Annotated in this window: 13 protein-coding genes; 4 read left to right on the top strand and 9 right to left on the bottom strand. The window is 68.1% G+C overall.

The window, feature by feature from the left end:
- Positions 1-5 precede the first annotated feature (5 nt).
- Positions 6-1124: a Tle-like phospholipase domain-containing protein gene (locus HNO88_RS03700; RefSeq protein WP_184242721.1), complete on the bottom strand. Its 1119-nt coding sequence runs from the start codon at positions 1122-1124 to the stop codon at positions 6-8.
- Between the two features lie 127 nt (positions 1125-1251).
- Positions 1252-1707: a peptidylprolyl isomerase gene (locus tag HNO88_RS03695; protein WP_159873106.1), complete on the bottom strand. Its 456-nt coding sequence runs from the start codon at positions 1705-1707 to the stop codon at positions 1252-1254.
- Positions 1708-1841: 134 nt separating this feature from the next.
- Here HNO88_RS03695 and mgtE point away from each other — a divergent pair, with 134 nt between their 5' ends.
- Both mgtE and HNO88_RS03685 read left to right on the top strand, forming a co-directional pair.
- A complete protein-coding gene (gene mgtE, locus HNO88_RS03690) occupies positions 1842-3272 on the top strand; it encodes a magnesium transporter (protein ID WP_184242720.1) in 1431 nt (476 codons plus the stop codon).
- Between the two features lie 195 nt (positions 3273-3467).
- On the top strand, positions 3468-3863 hold the full coding sequence (locus HNO88_RS03685; RefSeq protein WP_184242719.1) for a DUF1489 family protein: 396 nt from the start codon (positions 3468-3470) through the stop codon (positions 3861-3863).
- A 92-nt stretch (positions 3864-3955) separates the two neighbouring features.
- On the opposite strand, the gene HNO88_RS03680 is transcribed toward HNO88_RS03685, so the two are convergent.
- On the bottom strand, positions 3956-5560 hold the full coding sequence (locus HNO88_RS03680; RefSeq protein ID WP_184242718.1) for a GMC family oxidoreductase: 1605 nt from the start codon (positions 5558-5560) through the stop codon (positions 3956-3958).
- A gap of 297 nt (positions 5561-5857) precedes the next feature.
- Between HNO88_RS03680 and HNO88_RS03675 the strand changes: the two genes are divergently transcribed.
- Positions 5858-7462 (top strand): ArnT family glycosyltransferase, encoded by a 1605-nt coding sequence (locus tag HNO88_RS03675; protein ID WP_184242717.1) that lies wholly within the window; start codon positions 5858-5860, stop codon positions 7460-7462.
- A gap of 30 nt (positions 7463-7492) precedes the next feature.
- On the opposite strand, the gene HNO88_RS03670 is transcribed toward HNO88_RS03675, so the two are convergent.
- The 5 genes from HNO88_RS03670 to phhA all read right to left on the bottom strand — a co-directional run bounded on the left by HNO88_RS03670 (position 7493) and on the right by phhA (position 13360).
- A complete protein-coding gene (locus HNO88_RS03670; RefSeq protein WP_312856984.1) occupies positions 7493-8200 on the bottom strand; it encodes a GntR family transcriptional regulator in 708 nt (235 codons plus the stop codon).
- A gap of 299 nt (positions 8201-8499) precedes the next feature.
- Positions 8500-10107 carry a bifunctional GNAT family N-acetyltransferase/carbon-nitrogen hydrolase family protein gene (locus tag HNO88_RS03665; RefSeq protein WP_184242716.1) on the bottom strand — a complete coding sequence of 536 codons (1608 nt, stop codon included), beginning with the start codon at positions 10105-10107 and terminating at the stop codon, positions 8500-8502.
- A gap of 501 nt (positions 10108-10608) precedes the next feature.
- Positions 10609-11616 carry a fumarylacetoacetate hydrolase family protein gene (locus tag HNO88_RS03660; RefSeq protein WP_184242715.1) on the bottom strand — a complete coding sequence of 336 codons (1008 nt, stop codon included), beginning with the start codon at positions 11614-11616 and terminating at the stop codon, positions 10609-10611.
- Positions 11613-12254: a maleylacetoacetate isomerase gene (maiA, locus tag HNO88_RS03655; protein ID WP_184242714.1), complete on the bottom strand. Its 642-nt coding sequence runs from the start codon at positions 12252-12254 to the stop codon at positions 11613-11615. Before maiA ends, HNO88_RS03660 begins: the two co-directional genes overlap by 4 nt.
- Before the next feature lie 242 nt (positions 12255-12496).
- The gene (gene phhA / locus HNO88_RS03650; RefSeq protein WP_184242713.1) at positions 12497-13360 is read right to left on the bottom strand and encodes a phenylalanine 4-monooxygenase; all 864 of its coding nucleotides are present in this window, start codon (positions 13358-13360) and stop codon (positions 12497-12499) included.
- A 106-nt stretch (positions 13361-13466) separates the two neighbouring features.
- Here phhA and HNO88_RS03645 point away from each other — a divergent pair, with 106 nt between their 5' ends.
- Positions 13467-13928, top strand: a complete 462-nt coding sequence (locus tag HNO88_RS03645; protein WP_184242712.1) for an Lrp/AsnC family transcriptional regulator — start codon at positions 13467-13469, stop codon at positions 13926-13928.
- An 811-nt stretch (positions 13929-14739) separates the two neighbouring features.
- Here the strand turns inward: HNO88_RS03645 and HNO88_RS03640 are convergent.
- A complete protein-coding gene (locus tag HNO88_RS03640; protein WP_184242711.1) occupies positions 14740-19536 on the bottom strand; it encodes an NAD-glutamate dehydrogenase in 4797 nt (1598 codons plus the stop codon).

The raw sequence follows: 19536 nt of genomic DNA, 5'->3' as shown, positions 1-19536 counted from the left end.
CCAAGCTAAGGCTTCGGCGTCGCTGTCGCGGTCGGCAACGGCTGGGGCACCGGCGCGGGCTGCAGCGCGGACTTCGAACGGCGTTCCCGCTTGAGGCGACCGCTGTGCTTCTGCGCCTCCTTGCGCGCATCCAGCTTTTCCGACTGCGCCACGACCTGGGCTTGCGCGGTCGGCGTGGGCGGGAGTCCCCAATTCAGATTGGCGACCTCACCTGCCGGCTGGATCAGCTTGTTGGTCAAAACAGACGCCTTGGCCCCGGGGTCTGTCTTCGCCGCGATCCAGGTGACGCAAGCCGCGAGATCGCGAATGGCATGCGCCTTGACCCCGCTCTCGGTAGGGCGGCAGTTGATGATCAGCATGTCCTGGCGCACCGGCATCGAGCGGCTGCGCAGGACTTCCAGGATATCTCCCCGCTCCGAGATCGCGACGCGCCGGTTCGCGTTGGGCTGGATCAAGGTGTAGCGCGGCGAGGTGTTGAACACGAAAGCGTCAACGCCCGGGTTCTCCAATGAGACCTGGATGGCGATCGCACCGCCCAGCGAGTGTCCCGTGACGGCGATCGGCACACCCTTGCCACCGTTCGCATCGAGCCTCGCGCGCTCTTCCCTGTAGAGTTCCAGGCCCTGCTCGCGCTGGGTGCCGCCCAGGTTGCCATAGAACCAGTCGGCCAGTTGCTTGGTGTCGGTGCCACGAAAGGCGATGACCCGGCGCTCCAGCGCACCTGCGCTGTTGCGCTTGTCGTAGACGGCGTAGTTGAAACCGTGCGTCTTCAACTTGGCTTCGGCCTTGCGGATCGGCTTCAGCTTGGCCTTCGCGGCCTCGTCACCGGCGGCGGCGGCGCGCTCCAGATCGCAGATGTCCTGCGTGGGCAGGCGGCGCACCACGGTGTATCCGGGCGGCAGATCGAAGATGTCGTTATCGTCGCAGTAGGCGTTCGTGGCCAATTGGCCATAAGGCCACAAGACTGTGGCAGCATCGCGGGTAAAGCCGCACCAGCCGCCGCCCTGGTCGACACACGGCCCATGCGCCTGCGTCAGGTCAGGCAGGGGGGCCTTGGTCACGACGCAGCCACCCAGCAAGGTGGCAATGGCGGTAGCGGCGAAGAAGCGGGAAGGTGCGAGCATCGGCAGCGTATCTGCCAGAGCTATGACATGTCCGCCAGTGCCCGCATGGACCAGGATCGTCCTGTTCCGGGGCTGCCGCGCGGGAATCGACGTCGACCCGGGCTGGCCCGGGTCGACGTATCGGGGATCAGCCTTCGGTGACGGTCGCCTTGACGATCTGGCCGGGCTCGCGCGGCGGCTCGCCCTTGGGCAGAGCGTCGACGTTTTCCATGCCTTCGACGACCTGGCCCCAGACGGTGTATTGCTTGTCGAGGAAGGTCGCATCGTCGAACACGATGAAGAACTGGCTGTTGGCCGAGTTGGGCGCGCTGGTGCGGGCCATCGAGCACACGCCGCGCACGTGCGGCTCGGCATTGAACTCGGCCTTGAGGTCGGGCTTGTCGGAGCCGCCGGTGCCGGTGCCGTTGGGGCAGCCGCCCTGCGCCATGAAGCCATCGATCACGCGGTGGAACTTCACGCCGTCGTAGAAGCCCTCGCTGGCGAGCTCCTTGATCCGCTCGACATGGCCGGGCGCGAGGTCGGGGCGCAGCTTGATCTTCACGTCGCCAGTGGTCAGCTGCAGGTTCAGGTATTCGTCGGCCATGGGAGTCTCCTGTAGGTCGGCCGTGCATATAGGGGCTGTGCCGGCGATGTCACCTTTGCTCCGCGCATGACACCGCCGCTGCACCGCACCATCGGCGGTTGCTTTTGAAGCCCACCCGCGTAGACCGCTGACCAATGGCAGCAGAGCATCTCGAGGACGAACTGGTCGAAGGCGTGAGCCACGCCGACGACGCGTCTTCCGAGAACGAGCACCACGACGAGGACAACCGGCTGAAGCCCGAGTTCCTGCGCAACGTCCGCGACGCGCTGGAGGACGAGGACTTCGATCGCGTCTACAACCTCGTCGAGCCGCTGCATCCGGCCGACATCGCAGACTTGTTCGAGCTATTCGACGAGAACCAGCGCCTCGACCTCGCCCGCGCGATCAGCGACCTGATGGGCGTCGAGGTGATCGCCGAGCTGAACGACTGGGTGCGCGAGGCGCTGCTCGACGGCCTGCCCGCCGACGTCGTCGCCGAGATCGCCGAGCAGCTCGACACCGACGATGCCGTCGCGATGATCGAGGATCTCGACCGCGAGGACCAGCAGGCTGTCTTGGCCGAGCTCGATCCCGAGGACCGCGCGGCGATCGAGGCCGCGCTCGCCTATCCCGACGAGTCCGCCGGCCGCTTGATGAGCCGCGAATTCGTGGCGGTGCCGGAGTCGATGTCGGTGGGCGACCTCATCGATTTCCTGCGCGAACAGCGCCACCTTCCCACCGATTTCTGGGAGGTGTTCATCGTCGATCATCTGCACCATCCGATCGGGACTTGCCTGCTTTCCTGGATCCTGCGCACGCCCCGCTCGATCCCGCTGGCCGACGTGATGAAGCGCGAGCAGACGCTGATCCCGGTCATGATGGATCAGGAAGAGGTCGCGCTCCGCTTCCAGAAGTACGCGCTGATCTCGGCCGCGGTGGTCGATGAATCCGGGCGGCTGGTCGGTCAGATCACCGTCGACGACGTGGTCCACATCATCCAGGAGGAAGCGGGCGAGGACGCGCTGCTGCTCTCGGGTGCGGGCGACGGTGACATCAACGAGCCGATTCTGCTCACCGTGCGCACTCGCCTGATCTGGCTGGTGGTGAACCTGGGCACGGCGATGATCGCCGCCTCGGTGGTCGGGCTGTTCCAGGGCGCGATCGCCAAGCTGGCGCTGCTGGCGGTGCTGATGCCGATCGTGTCTGGCATGGGCGGCAATGCCGGCACCCAGACCCTGGCGGTGGCCGTGCGCGCGCTGGCGACCAATCAGCTCACCAGTTCCAACACCAAACGGATGATCTGGCGCGAGTTGCGGATCGCGATGACGAACGGCGCAGTGCTTGGCGTGCTGATCGGCGTGGGCACCACCCTGATTTTCGGCAACCCGTTGCTGGGTGCGGTGATCGCCATGGCCATGGTCATCAACAACCTGATCGCGGGCCTCGCCGGGATCCTGGTGCCGGTGACGCTCGACCGGTTCAACGTCGATCCGGCGGTGTCGTCCGCGGTGTTCGTGACCATGGCGACGGACGTGATGGGTTTCTTCAGCTTCCTCGGCCTGGCGGTGCTCACGGGCCTCGCTTGAGGCCGTCTTGGATCCTCCCCTGCAAGGGGAGGTGGCAGACGCGAAGCGGCTGACGGAGGGGTGTAACCCTCTCAACTGCGCGATACGCCGGCGGTGACATCCCTCCACCACTCGCTGCGCGAGCGATCCCCTTCCCCTTGCAGGGGAGGATCTCGGGCAGCTTCAAAACCGCCTTGTCGGCTCTACATACTCCAGATGCCCCTCCACATGACCAAGATTGCCTACGGAGCCGAGAGCCCGGCCAGCCTCAAGGCCTGGCTGGAGAGCCATCCGCATGAGGCGCTGATGACCACCCGCTACCTGCCCAAGCGGCACGAGGAGATGGCGGGCGGCTCGCTCTACTGGATTTTCGAGCATGTGCTGATCGGCCGCTCGCCGTTGCTCGGGTTCGACCAGCGCGAGGACGGGCGCTGGCACATCCGGCTCGAACCCAGGTTGATCGCGGTGCACACCCGACCGCGACGCGCGCACCAGGGCTGGCGCTATCTCGACCCGGAGGACGCCCCGCGCGACCTGGGCGATGGGGAAGACGCCGGCGACGTGCTGCCCGCGCGGCTCGTCGGCGAGCTGGCGAAGCTAGGGCTGGTCTAGGTTCCTCGCCGGTACGGGGAGGTTGCGCGCGCGAAGCGCGTGACGGAAGGGGCCTGCGCCGATACGCAACACGTGCCGGGGAGGAACCATCGTCACGCCAGGACCCGTGCATCCTCCAGGATCATGTCCGCCGCCTTCTCGCCCACCATGATCGAGGGCGCGTTGGTGTTGGCCGCGGGCATCACCGGCATGATCGAGGCATCCGCCACGCGCAGTCGATCCACCCCGCGCACCCGCAGCCGCGGATCGACGACCGAGCCTGCATCCCCGCCCATGCGGCAGGTCGCCACGGGGTGATAGCCGATCCCGGCCGAGTTGCGGATCGCCTGCTCCCACTCGCCATCGCTCATCGGCATCGGCGAAGGCGCGAGCGGGGCGACGACGTGCCTGGCCAGCGCCGGCATGCGGAAGATCTCCTGCACTTTCTTGGTCCCGGCGATCAGCGCCGCGATATCGGCCTCGCTGCCGAGCAGGCGATGGTCGATCACCGGCTTGTCCGCCGGATCGGCACTGCGCAGGCGGATCTCGCCCCGGCTCTGCGGCTTGGCGACGTTGGCGAAGACCACCACCGCGGGCACCTCATGCGGTTTGCGAGTCGCCGCGTTGTTCGCCATCAGCCCGAACGAGAGCTTGATGTCGGGGAAATCCAGCTCGGGGCGCGAACGCAAGTAGGCCATCGCCTCCACCGGCGCGATCGTCATCAAGCCGCTGCTGCTCACCACGTAGCGCAGGAACTCGCGCGCGAGAGTGACCGGCTTCATAAGCATGTTCCAAGTCGGCGTATCCACCTGGAAGACCGAGTGGAAGCTCGCATGCTCCTGCAGGTTGCGCCCGACTTCGGGCATAACGCGCACGACTTCGATGCCGAGCGCCTGCAACTGCTCGGTCGGTCCCAGCCCGGAACGCATCAGCACCGCGGGCGATTGCAGCGCGCCGGCGCTGACGATCACCTCGCCGCGCGCCAGGACGGTATGCGCCTTTCCGTCCTGGCGATAGCGAACGCCGGTGGCGCGGCCGCCCTCGATCATGACCTTGTCGACCAGTGCGCCGGTGACCACGCTCAGGTTCGGCCGCTTGCGTGCGTCGTCGAGAAACGCGCGCGCGGCGCTGGAACGCTGGCCGCCTGCCTGCGTGACCAGCATGGTGAAGGCGCCGTCGACATCGCCGGCGCAGTAGTCCTCCACGTGACGCAGCCCGTACTGTTCGCAGGCCTCGATGAAGGTGCGGGTCAGCGGGTGCTCCATGCGCAGCTTGCTGACGCCCAGCGGGCCCAGGTTGGAGTGGGTCTGGCTTGGCTCGCCGGTGTAGCCTTCGGACTTGCGGAAGTAAGGCAGCACATCGTGCCACGACCAGCCGGTACACCCCAGATCGTGCGCCCACTGGTCGTAGTCGCGCCGGTCGCCGCGGATGTAGATCATGCCGTTGACCGCCGAGCCGCCGCCCAGCAGCCGCCCCGCGCTCCAGTAGCCCTGCCGCCCGTTGAGCGAGGGATCGGGCTCGGTGACGAACAGCCAGTCGCGTTCGGTGCCCAGGTGCTTCATCCCGGCGGCGGGCATGCGGTTCCAGAACCCGCCGGATTCGCCGCCTGCCTCCAGCAGCACCACGCGGTTGCGCGGGTCGGCCGAGAGCCGGCTGGCCAGTACGCACCCGGCGCTGCCGCCGCCCACGATCACGTAATCCGACTCCTCGCCGCGCATCGCCTCGCTCCTTCTTCCGTGCTCTCTCGCCACGGCGTCGAGGCAGTGTGGCGGATGGATCGCAAGGGAGCCAGCATTTTTCACAGTACCGAACGACAAGTCGCCAGAAGGAACTCGTCCGATCAGCACCCGCTTTGGCTTGATCAATGGATTGAATGACGTAGTAGCCGGCAGGCACTGCCGTGCGCCGTATGCGGCAGACATCGGCTTGCCGGCGAGACCGGCTCGTGTCGTGTACCGATCGAACGCGCGAGCATGAGGAGCGCAGCAGGCATGGCGATCTCCGGACGCGAAAGTATGTTCAAGTCACCATTGCGTTCGGTGGTCGGCCCGCTCCTGCTGTTCACCCTGGTCGCGCTGGTGACTCGCTGGCGGGTGTTCGGCGATCCGATCATCACCGGCGTCGACGAGCAGTTCTACGTGCTGGTCGCCAATCGCATGCTGGATGGCGCCCTGCCCTACGTCGATATCTGGGACCGCAAGCCCATCGGGCTGTTCCTGATCTATGCGGCAGGCGCGCTGTTCGGCGACGTGCTGCTCGGCAGCCAGATCATCGCGCTGCTGGCGGTCGTCGGCACCGCGTTCATCCTCTACCGACTGGCCCTGCGCGTCGCGAGCCCCTTCGCGGCAGTGATGGTGGGTCTGATCTACATCGTCTTCCTGACCCTGGCCGGGGGCGAGGGCGGGCAGGCGCCGGTCTACTACAATTTGCTGGTCGTCGCCGCGATCGCCACGTACCTGCGAGCCCGCGAGACGACGCAGGGCCAGGGCGGAAACCTGCGCCGGGGTGGCGCGCGGGCGATGTTGCTGTTCGGGCTGGCGCTGCAGGTGAAGTATACCGTGCTGTTCGAGGGCGTGTTCCTGGGCCTCGTGCTGCTCTACACCGCCTGGTCGCGCGGGCGCACGCCCGGCGCGCTGGCGCTCGATGCCGCCGCCTGGGTCGGCAGTGCCCTGGCGCCCACGATCCTCGTCGGACTGTTCTACCTCGCCAAGGGCCACTTCGGCGACTGGATGTTCGCCAACTTCATCTCGATCGGCCTGCGCACCTCGGAGCCGATGCACCTGGTGCTCAAGCGGATCGTCATCATCCTGATGCTGGTCGCGCCGCTCGTCATCGGCATGGTCCTGCGCCTGCCGATCGCCCGCCGACCCGCCGACCCGGCGCGCGCGGCCGACTTGCGCCTTCTCGACGGCTGGGCGGCGGCGGCGGCGCTGGGCGTGGCGCTTTTCGGGACCTGGTTCGGCCACTACGCGCTGGCCCTGTTCGCCCCCTTCGCGCTGGCCCTGGCACCGCTCGGCCAGAAGCTGGCGGGGCGCATCGTCCTGGGGCTCCTGTTCCTATACGGGCTCGCGGCCGGCCAGGTGCTAGGCGTGGTCCACATGGAGCAGCGCGGCGACCGGCGGCTGCTCGCATCGGCGACGGCGGCGGTGGCGGGGCAGAGGAACTGCCTGTTCGTCTACGACGGGCCCACCTCGCTCTACGATGCCAGCGGCAGTTGCCTGCCCTCCAGCCGGCCCTTCCCCGAGAACTTGCGCACCCTGAACGAAAGCGGCGGCGCGGTCGGCATCGACGAATTGGCGGAAGTGCGCCGGATCATGGCCGCCAAGCCGGACCGGGTGTTCCTTCGCGATCCCGCCGCGCCCGAGGACAATCCCCGGGTCACCGCCGTGATGACGGAGGCGCTGCGCCGCGACTACGTGCTCACCTGGCGCTATCCGGTGCAGGGCCGGGACTACCTGATCTACAGCAGGCGCGACGGGGTGGCACAGGCACAGGCGCCTGCCAGCTCAGGGCCGCTGCATGTCGCCAAGAGCTGCCGCGCGGAGCAGGCGCCGCCCTGGTCCGATCCGGTGCGCCGCCTGGTGTGGCACCTGGCGCCGATCATGGGATCGTGCATCTGAACCGCTGCCGAGCCGACGGCGGTAAGGCCGCTACTCGGTCGCGATCAGCGAAGTTTCCAGATGGGCATCCTCGCCATTCCCAGCCAGCCGGTGCGCATGGCGCGTCAGGCCCTGGCGCGTGCGCCGGATGTGCATCACCAGCACCGCCTGCGCCACTTCCACGTCGCCGCTGGCGATGGCATCGTACATCATCTGGTGCTCGACATCATGCGTGCGGTTGCCGCCGCCCATCGCCAGCTTGAGGTAGGCGCGCCGGTAGCTCTGGGTGGTGTCCCAGACCCGCTCGACGATCTGCGCCAGCAGTGGCGTCTCGTTCCGGCGATAGCTGATCCAGTGGAACTCACGCCCCAGGGCGATCGCCTCGTCGATGTCGGTGCAGACCTCGTTCCGTGCGATGACCCGGCGCAAGTCGGCCAGGTCGGCCTCGGTGAGGTGCGGGATGCTCTCGGCCAGCAGCAGCGGCTCGATGCGCTCGCGGATCTCGTAGGAGATCACGAGGTCGCGGGTCGTCAGCTCGGTCACCCGCGCCCCGGCATTGGCACGCATGGTGACCAAGCCGCGGGCTTCCAGCATCCGCAGCGCATCGCGCACCGGGATACGGCTGGTGCGCAGCTCGTCGGCCAGCTCGTCCTGCTTGATGCGCGACCCTGGTTTCAACTCGCCCGAGAGGATGCGCTCGGCGAGGATGTCGGCCACGCGCTGGCTGGCGACGGCGGACTGGGGCTGCTCCTTAATCACTGGGTGTCCTTGTCATGGCGCGCGGTTGCCGGCGCGTGGGACAAGCGAATAGCCGATTTGGCTGGACGTGTCCCTTCGTCATTCCCGCGCAGGCGGGAATCCATCTCCGGTGTCAGCGGCTTGCTCGGGACGATCGGCTGGGACGGGCCTTGCCGCACTCGCAAGCCGGCAACGCGCCGTGCCGGTGGCTGCGAGGTCAGGAGATGAATCCCCGCCTGCGCGGGGATGACGAAGAGTATGGGAAGACGAGGAGTGATGGGGATTACGAGAAGTGGGGGGCATGGCTCCCGCTCACCCACTCATCCGTGCGCGCCGCTGCCTCCGCCGGTCGGTGGCGTGGTGTCGGTCGATGGCGTCGAGCCCACTTGCCGCCAGTCGACGCGGTACAGGTCGAAGCGCCGGTCGCGCAGGTTCTGCACCGCGCCGGACTGGCGCGCGGTCAGCAGCGCGTCGATGCTGAGATCGGCGATGGCGATCGTCTCGGTGTTGGCCGCCGTGTCCGCCGCCACGCCGTCGCGCGCGAAGGGGAAGTCGGACGGCGTCAGGATCGCGCTTTCCGCGTAGTGGATGTCCATGTTCTCGACATTGGGCAGATTGCCGACCACCCCGGACGTGACGACGTAGCACTGGTTCTCCACCGCGCGCGCCTGGCAGCAGTAGCGCACGCGCAAGTAGCCGCGGCGCTCGTCGGTGCAGAACGGCACGAACAGCAGCAATGCGCCCTGGTTGACCAGGTGGCGCGCCATCTCGGGAAACTCGCTGTCGTAGCAGATCATCACCCCGATCGGCCCGCAATCGGTGTTGATCACGCTGGCGCCATAGCCGCCGCGGATGTTCCACCAGCGCCGCTCGGACGGGGTGGGATGCAGCTTTTCCTGCGTATGCGTGGATCCGTCGCGCAGGAAGATGTAGCTGATGTTGCGGATCTCGTCCCGGCCCACGCGGGTGGGATGCGAGCCGCCGATGATGTTGATGTTGTAGCTCACCGCCATGCGCTCCATGAACTCGGTGAAGCGCTCGGTATATTCGGAGATCCAGCGGATCGCCTCGACCGGCTCCAGCTTGGTCTCTGCCATGGAGAGCAGTTCCAGCGTGAACAGCTCGGGGAACACCACGAAGTCGGCCTCGTAGTCGGCGGCGACGTCGATCCAGTATTCGACCTGGTCCTCGAACTGGTCGATCGTGTCGATCTTGCGCATCTGGAACTGCACGGTTGCCACGCGCACGCTGGAGGGCAGCCACTCCTGCAGGCCGGGCACCGCCTTGCCGGTTTCCTGCGGCGCGATCGGGTTGGTCCAGAACATCAGCACGGCGTTGCCGCCGCTCTCGCGGTCGTTGGGCAGGTAGCCGGGCAGGATGCCGCGCGGCTCGTAGCCCTCGCTCATCTGGAACTCGATGACCTGGTCGCGCACCTTCTTGGCCTTCACCGCTTCCAGGTAGTCATGCGGGTCGGGGAAACGGCGGCGGCGGCGCTGGTAGCCGGGCATGCGCCCGGCGAAGGCGATGCCCTTCAGCTCGAAGTCCTGGCACAGCTCGCGCCGCTTGCGATAAAGGCGCTGGCCGATGCGCAGGCGGCGGAACTCGGGATCGACGCAGATCTCGAAGCCATAGAGCACGTCGCCATCGGCGGCGGGCGGGCGGCCATAGCCGCCGGCGCTGATTTCCTCCCAGGTGTGCGGCTTGAACGCCAGATCGGAGGAGACGATCATCGTCGCGCAGTGGCCGACGACCTTGCCCTGGTACTCGGCGACGAACTGGCCGTCGGGGAAGTTGTTGATCTGCCCGCGGATCTCGGCGCGGGTGAACGCCTCGGTCGGGCCATAGACCTTGGCCGACAGGCGCGTGATCGCCGGGGCATCCGTCAGAGCGGCCGGACGGATGATGAGCTTGGCTTTGGAGGTGGACATCGCGTGCTAATTGCGCGGGGAGGATGGCGGTTCCCATTCCTTCCACCTTCGTCATTCCCGCGAAGGCGGGAATCCATCTCCTGACTCATCGTGTCGTGGGAGGCTAGGCCCCAAGGCGGAGCCATCGGCATCCCCGCATGCGACCTCACCGTTACGCAAAACGAAACGGCAGGAGACGGATCCCCGCCTACGCGGGGATGACGAAGAGAGAGAGAGAGAGAGAGTGTGTGCGTATGCGCGGTGGGGTGGCGGTTCCATGATGGCGGGAATGTGCGGCGGCACACCTTCAGTTCGCCCCACCTAAATCGTCATTCCCGCGAAGGCGGGAATCCATCTCCTGACCCATCGTGTGATACACGGGTGCGGAGATGAGCGCTGCAATGAGCCTCGCCTTGGATGAACTCACCGCCAGACGAAACGAGAGGGCCGAAGATGGATCCCCGCCTACGCGGGAATGACGAGGGAGCGGCGATGCAATCGTAAAGGAGAGAGGCCGGGTGCCTATGCCCGCACCACCTCCTGCTCGATCCGGCCGAAGATGGAGTGCCCCTCCCTGTCCAGCATCTCGATCCCGACGCGGTCGCCCCAGCGCATGAAGTCGGTTGCCGGCTTGCCGTCGCGGATGGTCTCGATGGTGCGGATCTCGGCGATGCAGGAATAGCCGAGACCGCCCTCATTCACCGGCCGCCCCGGGCTGCCGTCGGCGTCCTTGTTGGAGACCGTGCCCGAACCGATCACCGTGCCGGCGCACAAGGGCCGGGTCCTGGCCGCATGGGCGACGAGGTCGGCCAGGCTGAAGGTCGCGTCCTCGCCCGCTTCGGCGCGGCCGAAGGGCTGGCCGTTGTAGTCGATGCCCAGCGGCAGGTGCACGCGCGCGTCGCGCCACGCCGCGCCCAGCTCATCCGGCGTCACCGCCACCGGCGAGAAGGCGCTCGGCGGCTTGGACTGGAAGAAGCCGAAGCCCTTGGCCAGCTCGCCCGGGATCAGGTTGCGCAGCGAGACATCGTTGCACAGCATGACCAGCTTGATGTGCCCGAGCGCCTGTTCCGAGGTGACGCCCGGCGGCACGTCGTCGGTGATGACGGCGACTTCGCCCTCCATGTCGCAGCCCCAGGCCTCGTCGCGCAGCACAATGGGATCGCGCGGCGGCAGGAACGCATCGGAGCCGCCCTGGTACATCAGCGGATCGCTGTAGAAGCTCTCCGGCACCTCGGCATTCCGCGCCTTCCGGACCAGCTCGACGTGGTTGATGTAGGCGCTGCCGTCCGCCCACTGGTAGGCGCGCGGCAGTGGCGAGTGTGCTTGCGTCTGGTCGAACGGCTCGCCCGGCCAGGCGCCGCTGTCGAGCTGCTCGGCGATCGCCCGCAGCCGCGGCTCGGCCTCGGCCCAGTCGTCGAGCGCGGCCTGCAGCGTCGGCGCGACTTCATGCGCGGCGACACAGCGGGCAAGGTCGCGCGAGACGACGACGAGGCGACCGTCGCGGCCGCACTTCAAGGAGGCAAGCTTCATGATTTCTCCGCCGCGTCGGGCTGGTTGTCGGGATGCGCAGCTGCAAACGCGGGAAGTGCCAGGCAGGCTGCCTCGATCCGCGTGATGTGCGGCATAGCCGAGAGATCGAAGGCGAACCGCCGCGCGTTGTACAGCTGCGGGATCAGCACCGCCTCGAACAGGCCGGGCGCGGCTAACAGGAAATCGGCGGCGCCACGCTGCGCCAGACGGGCCTCGACGCCGCTCAGCGTCTTGCCGAGCCAGCGGTGATACCAGTCTTGCACCGCCCCCCTGTCGAGCCCGAGGTCCTGCTCCAGGTAGGCCAGCACCGGCGAGTTGAGCGGCGCGTGCAGCTCGGTGGCGATGGCATAGGCCAGCTCGCGCGCGGCGAAGCGGTCCTCGATGTCTTGAGGCAGGAGGGGGTTGGCGGGATAACGTTCGTCGAGCCACTCCAGGATCGCCAGCGACTGCGCATAGACACGGCCGTCGACTTCCAGTGCCGGGACGCCCGCGAAGCAGTTCACCGCGCGAAAGGATTGGCTGCGCTGTTCGGCCTCGAGCAGGTTCACCGGTGCGGTCTCGTACGCCAACCCCTTCAGGTTGAGCGCGATCCGCACCCGATAGCTGGTGGAGCTGCGATGGTAGGCGTGCAGGCGCATCAGGTCGTTCTCTCCCTCGTCATCCCGGGCGTTACGCGGGATCCCGCTTCTTCCTGCCGCGTCGGAGAAGAAAAGCGGGGCCCCGGATCAAGTCCGGGGCGACGGGGGTATGAGGGTCGGCGCAAGCCATCAACCCTCGGTTGGCGCCGCGATCTTCTCGTGCAGCCAGGCGGCATGGCGCGCGGCCTTGCGGGTGCGCGACGTGGTGGATGCCGCCCAAGACCAGCGGGCTGTCGAAGAGGTCATGCGGTTTGCTCTCCAGCCGCGAACGCCTGCTCGCCCGGCTGCAATTGCCCCGCGGGGAGCGGCGCCTCGTGGCGCCAGCGCTCGTAGATGGGTCCGAAATCGAGATCGACGAGGCCGGAGATCAGCTGGTCCAGGCTGTCGAGCACGAAGTAATTCTGCTGGAAGCTGTCGATCGAATAGGCCGTGCGCATGATCCGCACCGGGTCGAACGGCAGGCGCAGCACCGCTTTATCCTCGATCGCATAGACCGTCTCACCCGCCGAGGAGACGATGCCGGCCCCGAACACCTTCAGCCCCGCGCCCTCGCGCACCAGTCCGAATTCCACGGTGTACCAGTAGATGCGCGCCAGCATGTCGAGCGCACCCATTGCCATCGCCTTCTCCCCGGCCCGGCCGTACATTTCCAGGAAATCGGCCATGTGCGGATCGAGCAGCATCGGCACATGGCCGAAGAAGTCGTGGAACACGTCCGGCTCGACCAGGTAGTCCAGCTCGTGCTCCTCCCGCAGCCAGCGGGTCACCGGGAAGCGGCGATGCGCGAGGTGGTCGAAGAACACCGCGTCGGGGATGAAGCCGGGCACGGCGACCAGCGTCCAGCCGGTCGCCGGCTGCAGCACCGCATTGGCATCCTTGAAGCGCGGGATGCCGTCGGCGCAGTCGAGCTTGCCGAGCCCTTCGACGAATTGCGGCGCGGCGTAGCGGCGCGCCAGCGCGCTTTGCGCGGCATAGAGCCGGCGCCAGCGGTCGTGCGCCTCGGGCGAGTAGCCGTGCCATCCTTGCGTGACGGTAAAGTCGTCGGCGGCCTCGGCATACTCTCCACGAAGCCCGCTCGTGCTCTTGGGGGACAGCGGTGTCTTCACTCGTTTACAATGCCACACAGCCGGCTTCAGTTCCGTGCAGAGTTGGCTTGCGGCACTTGCATCTGAAGTGGATTCCACCAAGATCAGCGTACAGGAGAGTGGATCCATGCAGCTGGACGATTTCGACCGCAAGATCATCGGCGCGTTGCAGGAAGATGCGCGCATGCCGGTGGCGCAGATCGCCGAGCGCACCGCGCTGTCGGCAACCCCGGTCAGCCGCCGCTTGAAGCGGCTGGAGGACGAGGGAGTGATCCGCGGCTATGCGCCGATGCTCGACGCCCGGAAGCTGGGCTTCGCGCTCGATGCCTATGTGCTGGTGAACCTCGACGCGCACAGCGACGCCAACATCGCCGGGTTCGAGCAGGCCATCGCCGAGAACCCCTACGTCATCGCCTGCCATGCGGTGACCGGGGAGCGCGATTACCTGCTCCATGTCATCGCCCGCGACGTCGAGCACCTGGGGCAGATCACATTGAAATCGATCGTGCGCATCAAGGGCGTGCGCGACGTGCAGTCGGTGATCGTGCTGGACACGATCAAGCGCAGCCCGGCCCTGCCGCTGGAGTGAGGGAGCGGGCCATCGTCGACCCGGGCTCGACCCGAGTCCGGTTGCGGAAGCGATGAACCTGCCGGCGAAGCGCTTATGCTGATAGGGCGGTCACCGTCGGAACCGGTCCCGGGTCAAGCCCGGGACGACGATGACGCTTGACAATTTGAACCACATAGGTTACACGCCGCAACAGGTCGGATGCAGACGAGCGGCTTTCAGGCCTGTCGCTCTTGCCCGCACCACCTGCGGCCGGCGCTTTCGACGGGCGTCTGCAACCATGCGAAGCCTTTGCTCTCGTTCACCCGAGAGGCCGGCGGCAAGCTGCGAGCCCGTCTCGCCGGCGCTTCGCGTATCAGGGCCGATCCGGTGGCGCTTACGCCTTCCCACGCCGGACGTTCGCAATACTGGAAGCTGCGAGCCAACCCTGTCGCGCCAGGGCTGCGCCGGCCGCTTACGTCCGACGTTTCGATCTTACCCGGCGTTATCCCGCACTCGCCCGCGGGCGAAAAGCCGTGCCTTCCAGATCCTCCCCTGCAAGGGGAGGGGGACCGCCAGCGTAGCTGGTGGTGGAGGGGTGTAACCCTCTCGGTCGCGCACTCCACCAGCGGGGACACCCCTCCGTCACGCCTAGCAGGCGCGCCACCTCCCCTTGCAGGGGAGGATCTGAGTGCATCTTGTCCTCCCCGGACCGGGGAGGGGGACCGCTCGCGCAGCGAGGGGTGGTGGGGACTCGCGTCCTCACACTAGCTTGCCGGCGAGCTCCGGAGATGCCGAGACTCCCCTCCACCACGCTTCGCGCGGTCCCCCTCCCCGTGCCGGGGAGGACGGCTCATCCCACGCGCCGCGAGAGCAGGTTGCGCGCCTGGCTGGCGATCTGGGCCAGCATCGCCGGCGCCACGGCCGTGGCGCCCTCGGCACGCTCGACCATCGCGCGGAACGCCTTGATCGCGGTCCCATGCGCCTCGATCCAGCTTTCCACCGCGGCGAGCGGATCATCCCGCCTGGCCTTGCCCTTGGCCAGCTCGCCCAGGAACTCGAGCCGCATCTGCTGGAAATCCCGCGCGAGGCCGGCGACGAGCAGGCGCTCCCAGGGATCGGACGGGCTCATCACCGCGGCGCTGGTCTGGGCCCAGTCGAGGCCAAGGGCAGCGCCCAGCCGGATGAAGGCTCCCACCAGCTCTCGCGCAGGGATGCCCGTCTGATCGCCGAGCGCGGCGATGCCCACCGCGCCGTCGAGGTCGTACAAGTGCGACACCGCCGTGGCCTCGGCCTCGGGCGCGCCCTGCTCGACCAGCGCCGCGCTGATCCGCGCCGAGTGCGCGCGGCCGCTCTCGCCCAGCAAGTCGCGCGTGTCGGTCGCAAGGGCGGTGACCGACTTGCCCAGCTGCGCGATCAAGGCAGTGGGGCTGACCCGCCCTGCCCCAACGCGCAGCAAGTCTGCCATGTGCCCGCGCACGGCGTGGGCGATCCGGTCGAACAGAGCGAGACGCGCGGTCTCCGGCATCGCCTCGGTCTCGATCCGCTCCCACAGCGTGTCGAGACCCAGCAGGCGCTCGGCGAGCGTGAACGCCGCGGCGACCTGGCCCAGCGTCGCGCCTTCCTCCTCGGCGAGCTCGAACGGATGGATCACGCCCAGCCGGTTGACGATGCGGTTGGCGAGCTTGGTGGCGACGATCTCGCCCGCCAGGCGGTGCTCCTTGATGAAGCTGCCGAACTTCTTCTGCATCGCCTTGGGAAAGGCGGCGAGCAGCACGCCTTCCATGCTGGGATCGGCGGCGAGCGGGCTGTCCTCGATCGCATCCTGCAGCACCAGCTTGGCGCTGGAGAGCAGCACCGCCAGCTCCGGCCGGGTCAGCCCGCGGCCATCGACCGCGCGGCGCGACAGGGTGTCGTTGTCGCCCAGTCCCTCGGTGCGCCGGTCGAGGTTGCCGCCCTCCTCCAGCGTCTCGATCAGCCGCAGGTAAGAGGGGATCGCGCCCGCCCCGCCACGCTCGGCGATCGACAGGGCGAGGGCCTGGAGGCGGTTGTCCTCTAGCACCAGCGCGGCGACATCGTCGGTCATCTGGCGCAGCAGCTTGACGCGGCCGGCTTCCGTCAGCTTGCCCGCGCGCTTGGCGGCGGCGAGCGCGATCTTGATGTTGACCTCGTTGTCCGAGCAATCGACGCCGGCCGAGTTGTCGATGAAGTCGGTGTTGATCCGGCCACCCTTGCCACCCGCACCGACTTGCGCGAACTCGATTCGGCCCGCCTGCGTGGTGCCCAGGTTCGCGCCTTCGCCGATGACCTTGGCGCGCACTTGGGCCCCGTCGATCCGCACAGCATCGTTGGCGGGATCGCCGACGGTGGCGTTGTTCTCGGCCGAAGACTTCACGTACGTGCCGATGCCGCCGAACCACAGCAGATCGACGGGCGCCTGCAGGATCGCAGAGATCAGCGCCTCGGGCTCCAGTTCCGTCGCCTCGATGTCGAGCGCGGCGCGGATCTCGGCGCTCAAGGGGATGCGCTTCATCGACCGGGCGAACACCCCACCGCCCTTGGAGATCAGTGCCTTGTCGTAATCGTCCCAGCTGGAGACCGGCAGGTCGAACAGCCGCTGGCGCTCGGCCCAGCTCTTCGCCGGGTCGGGATCGGGATCGAGGAACACGTGGCGGTGGTCGAAGGCGGCGACCAGCTTCAGCGACTTGCTCAGCAGCATGCCGTTGCCGAAGACGTCGCCCGACATGTCGCCGCAGCCCGCCACGCGCACCGGGTCGGTCTGCACGTCCACGCCCTGCTCCAGGAAGTGGCGCTGGACCGAGAGCCAGGCGCCCTTGGCGGTGATGCCCATGGCCTTGTGGTCGTAGCCCTTGGAGCCGCCGCTGGCGAAGGCGTCGTCCAGCCAGAAGTCGTGGGCGATGGCGATGCCGTTGGCGACATCGGAGAACTTGGCGGTGCCCTTGTCGGCGGCGACCACGAAGTACGGGTCCTCGCCGTCGCGGATCACCACGCCTTCCGGATGCACGACCGCATTGTCGACGATGTTGTCGGTGACGGACAGCAGCGTGCGGATGAAGATCTCGTACGATGCCTGGCCCTCGGCTGCCCAGCCGGGACGGTCGCGCGAGGGATCGGGGAGCAGCTTGGGATAGAACCCGCCCTTGGCGCCGGTCGGGACGATCACGGCGTTCTTGACCCGTTGCGCCTTCATCAGGCCCAGGATCTCGGTGCGAAAGTCGTCGCGGCGGTCGGACCAGCGCAGGCCACCGCGCGCGACCGGGCCGGCGCGCAAGTGGATGCCCTCGACCCGGCGCGAGTAGACGAAGATCTCGCGCCACGGCACCGGCTTGGGCAGGCCGGGCACCAGCGCGGAATCGAGCTTGAACGCCAGCGCCCCGTGTCCGTTGTTCGGGGCGGCGGCAGGCGCGAAGGCGTTGGTGCGCAGGATCGCCTCGACCAGGCTGCGGAACAGGCGCAGCACGCGGTCCTCGTTGATCGCGGCGACCCCGGCCAGCGCCGTCCGCATCGCCTCGGACGCCTGCTCCTCTGCCTCGGCGCGATCGCCCGCGAACGCAGGGTCGTGGCGCGCGCGGAACAGGGCGATCAGTCCCCGGGTGATCTCGGGCGAACGCGCCAGGGCATCGACCACGGTCTGGATCGTGTAGCTGATCCCGGTCTGGCGCAAGTAGCGGTAGAACGCGCGCAGCCAGTCGACCTCACCGGCGCCGAGCCCGGCGGCAATGACCAGCCGATTGAAGCTGTCGTTCTCCGCCACGCCGTTCAAGACCGCGGCGAAGGCCGCCTCGATCGCCTCCGCGCGCTCCAGCAGCGGCGCAGCCTCGCCGCCGGCGGGCAGCTCGAGCAGGAAGTCGTGGATCGTGCCCATTTGCCCACGGTCGAGCGCGGTGGGTATCTCCTCCAGCACGCGGAAGCCGAAGGCCTCCAGCGCCGGCACCGCGTCGGACAAGGGCAGCGAACCCTCGTTCTGGTAGATCTTCAGCCGCAGCCGTTCCGAACCATCCGCTGGCAGGCTATAGAGCCGCACGTCGCGCCGGCTGTGCGGGCCCGAGGCGATCTCCGCCTCCGCTCCGGCGAGCCGGCGCAAGTGGCGGATGTCGATCGCGGCCTCGGTAGCGCCGTAGTCGGTGCGGTAGCCCATCGGGAACGCCTCGGCATAGCGAGCCGTGATCGCCACCGCGCGCGAACCCTCGCCCTCCGCGACGATCGCGGCCTCCACCGCCTCGCTCCAGCCGCGCAGCAGCACGCGCAGCTGACGGTCGAGCTCGGCCTCGTCGGGCAGGCTGCCGGGCGCGGGGTCCGCCTCGCGGATGTCGAGCACGTAGCGCAGCATCGCGAGGGTGCCGGATTCCACCTGCAGGCTCCAGTCGAGCACGGCGACGCCGGGGCTCTGCTCGATCAGCGCCTGGATGCGGCCGCGCATCTGCGAGGAGAGCAAGTCGCGCGGCAGCCACACGAACGCGAGCAGGTGACGGCGCAGTGGCGCTTCGACCAGCAGCAGCCGGGGACGCGGACGGTCGACCAGGCTGGTCATCGTCGTCGCCACGCGCTCGACGTCGGCATCGCTGAAGCTGACCAGCAGGTCGTGCGGCAAGGCTCCCAGCGCGTGACGCAGCGCCTTGCCGGTGTGGCCGCTCGGGTCAAAGCCGAAGCGCTCGCTGATCGTGCGCAGCTGCTCACGCACGCCGGGCACCTGCTCGGCCGAAGCGGCGAGCGCGGCGCTGGTCCACAACCCGGCATGCACCGAGATCGCCGTGACCGCGCCATCCTGCACCACCGGCACCAGGAACAAGTCGAGCGGCACCCGGCGGTGGACGGTCGCCACCCGGTTGGCCTTGAGCACGATCGGCGTGGTTTCGGCACCGTCCTTCAGCATCCGGTCGAAAGCCGCGAAGGCGCGCTCATAGCTGACTTCGCCCAGCAGCACCTTGGCGCTGCGCCGGCAGACCCCGAGCCGTTGCGCGTGACCGCCGTCGCGCTTGCGGGTGAGATGGCCCAGTTGCGTCAGGTTGCCGTCGGCGAACCAGCGCAGCAGGGCCGCACCTTCCGGGTTCTCGATACGCGCCGCATCTTCCTGCAGCAGCTTGACCATCTTGGGCCAGTCACCGACCGCCGCGCGCACGTCGCCCAGCACCGAGCCGAGCGCCTGCACCAGCTCGCGGCGCAGGCGGGCATCGACGCGCTCGGTCTCGATGTAGATCATCGATTCGGCAATGGCGCCGTCGGGCGTCCCGTCCTCATGCGCAGCGGCAAGCCCGGTCAGCCTGCCCTCGCCATCGCGAAGGGCGGCGGCGACGGGGTGGACCAGGCGATCGATCGCGATGCCCATGGCCGTGATCACGCTCGCCACCGAATCGACCAGGAACGGCATGTCGTCGTTGATCAGCGCGATGCGCAAGTGGCGCCGTCCGCCGCCGTCCGTCGCTGAATCCAGCGCGATCGCCGGCTCGCCCACGCGCCGCTCTTGCGCGGCGTCGAGCAGGAAGCTGGCCGCGGCCTGGACCCATTCGGCCTCGATCGGCCCATCGCCGGGCAGCAGCGAGTCCCGGATGCGGGCGGCGATGGCCCCCTGGAAGTCGGCCTGCGAGCGAGACTGGCGCTTGTGCGAACGGGTGGTTTCAGCTGCGGTCAT

Source organism: Novosphingobium chloroacetimidivorans (assembly GCF_014204535.1).
Taxonomy (GTDB): domain Bacteria; phylum Pseudomonadota; class Alphaproteobacteria; order Sphingomonadales; family Sphingomonadaceae; genus Novosphingobium; species Novosphingobium chloroacetimidivorans.
The sequence above is the reverse complement of the archived record's forward strand: the minus strand, read 5'-3'. Positions and strand labels throughout refer to the sequence as shown.

Bases quoted from the DNA above. Each gene is read 5' to 3' on its own strand.
- HNO88_RS03700 (WP_184242721.1), bottom strand. From the start codon at position 1,124: ATGCTCGCACCTTCCCGCTTCTTCGCCGCTACCGCCATTGCCACCTTG.
- HNO88_RS03695 (WP_159873106.1), bottom strand. From the start codon at position 1,707: ATGGCCGACGAATACCTGAACCTGCAGCTGACCACTGGCGACGTGAAG.
- mgtE (WP_184242720.1), top strand. From the start codon at position 1,842: ATGGCAGCAGAGCATCTCGAGGACGAACTGGTCGAAGGCGTGAGCCAC.
- HNO88_RS03685 (WP_184242719.1), top strand. From the start codon at position 3,468: ATGCCCCTCCACATGACCAAGATTGCCTACGGAGCCGAGAGCCCGGCC.
- HNO88_RS03680 (WP_184242718.1), bottom strand. From the start codon at position 5,560: ATGCGCGGCGAGGAGTCGGATTACGTGATCGTGGGCGGCGGCAGCGCC.
- HNO88_RS03675 (WP_184242717.1), top strand. From the start codon at position 5,858: ATGTTCAAGTCACCATTGCGTTCGGTGGTCGGCCCGCTCCTGCTGTTC.
- HNO88_RS03665 (WP_184242716.1), bottom strand. From the start codon at position 10,107: ATGTCCACCTCCAAAGCCAAGCTCATCATCCGTCCGGCCGCTCTGACG.
- HNO88_RS03660 (WP_184242715.1), bottom strand. From the start codon at position 11,616: ATGAAGCTTGCCTCCTTGAAGTGCGGCCGCGACGGTCGCCTCGTCGTC.
- maiA (WP_184242714.1), bottom strand. From the start codon at position 12,254: ATGCGCCTGCACGCCTACCATCGCAGCTCCACCAGCTATCGGGTGCGG.
- HNO88_RS03645 (WP_184242712.1), top strand. From the start codon at position 13,467: ATGCAGCTGGACGATTTCGACCGCAAGATCATCGGCGCGTTGCAGGAA.
- HNO88_RS03640 (WP_184242711.1), bottom strand. From the start codon at position 19,536: ATGACCGCAGCTGAAACCACCCGTTCGCACAAGCGCCAGTCTCGCTCG.